This is a genomic window from Kitasatospora sp. NPDC054939, assembly GCF_053610105.1.
The window spans coordinates 1-1,753 of record NZ_JBSGXP010000306.1 but is presented as its reverse complement, the minus strand read 5'-3'; the positions used below and the strand labels follow the sequence as shown (position 1 = coordinate 1,753).

2 protein-coding genes are annotated in these 1,753 nt (G+C 45.4%); both read right to left on the bottom strand.

The genetic code is table 11. The features are described from left to right. Positions 1–1,227 (bottom strand): phage baseplate upper protein (locus ACWGB8_RS38500; protein ID WP_452218304.1); only part of this gene is annotated, 1,227 nt, incomplete at its 3' end. Positions 1,228–1,239: 12 nt separating this feature from the next. After that, positions 1,240–1,753 (bottom strand): peptidase G2 autoproteolytic cleavage domain-containing protein (locus ACWGB8_RS38495; RefSeq protein WP_452218303.1); only part of this gene is annotated, 514 nt, incomplete at its 5' end.

Genomic DNA, 1,753 nt, shown 5'->3' with positions numbered 1-1,753 from the left:
ACCTCCCTCTTGAAACCCGATCACCTTATCAATATAGAATCCGCCGCCAAGCTTGCTTGAATCTGTCGGGTCTGGGTATTTGATTTTTAAATCTCCGTTTTCATATACAATGAGATTGGCTGTCCCGCCTGTCCCACTAAGAGCAATAGAAACGACTGCCCCTCCAGCCGGAACGTATGAGGCGGGAATTGAACCAAATATAATTTCTGGCTCTGTTTTTACATGCCCCCGTAGTAACAATAAAGGTCCCCACCTTGCATAAATGGGTGTCCGTGTTCCGGCTGCTGCCCCATTTTTAAGAGTAATATTGGCATACGTGACAGCCCCGTTCCACTTAGCGCGTTCTATAGCAGAGGTGTGTCGTTCTTGATTGTAATTGTGTGCCCTAAACTGACTAATAACGTCATTCCAGCTGCTTTTCTCTTCCGATGTGACGTGAATTTCCGTTTTATTTTCATGAAAATCAACTTTTCTTTGAGCCCCGTCTGGTGTTTCTTTGGCATTCCAATTATCTCGTTCACCTGCTACTAGGTGTAAATCCAAGTCAGCAGCGTGAGCATTCACTTTCCCTTGTGCGCCGGAAGGTGTCTCCTTTGCATTCCATGTCTCGCGCTCTTTTGCCGTAATATGCTTTATCTGATCATTTGCGTGTTCGTCAGTATAGTCTTTCGCATTTTTTTCTGCTGCATCCGCCTTTATCTGGGCACCCTCTTTTGTTTCAATTGCTTCAAGGTCAGCAAACTTTTCGCGAAGCTCTTCTATTGTTCGGCTGATCTCGTCCACTGTTTGGTTTATGCCGTCCCGTAACGTCTCAAAATCATCAATGTAGTATTCCGCTGCCGGGACAATGTTCTGATCTTCCAATGTCTTCGATATCGTAAATGTGAAAAAGGAAGTCGCCAGAGCCTGACCATTTGTGTAGTAAAGCTTTAATTCTGCCTTCACAATACCGGGATGTTTCAGTTCCCCATCAGACAAAATATACTCTGCTTTTCCGTTCACTTTGTCTACGAGAGTAAGACTCCTTTTATAGAAAGAGCCGTCCGGATAAAGCAAAACGATTTTTGCATCGACCGCAGACAATGGAAGTGGTACGCCGTCTTTTGTAAAAGAAAAGGACAGCTTGGCGCTGCCCGTGTCTTGCGTCATAAATTGAATGTTTGTTGCTCTCCCGTCTGATCTGCGGGAATTGATATCATAAGTAACGTTTGCGTCTTTATAAATCAAGGTTTAGCCTCCTTAATGCTGCGGTGTAACGATCATCTTTGCTACTCCGTAGCCTTTTTCTTCGTCATATGGCATTTCAATTTTCATGACAGTGCCGTATCCGGTGGAATCAGCTTTTGTCGCTATTCCATTAATTGCAGATACGCTATCGCCTACCTCGACAGTGGAATCAATACGCACAAACACCTGACCAATTAGACCGATGACATGCCACTCGTCTCGTTCTTCACGAGGCTTATATTCCTCAGAAGGATCGTAGTCTGGATTTTCCGCTGGGACCGTTATAACCCGTTCACCGTCGTAAACCTCTCGGTAAATAATGCCGCCAAATTCATCCCTCAAATACCGGTCCTTCCAATCGAAAGCAGCACCCCCAAGGACAAGCCCGGCCGTCTTCGATACGACACCGAGTATTTTATCGCCAGCGTCGGCTTTCCGAATCTTTTCGCCTTCCAAAGCTACAAGATAGGAGGCTTCAATTTTCTGTCCGTCAGCTGACTCAAAGTATTCCGCGAAGTCTTTAAGG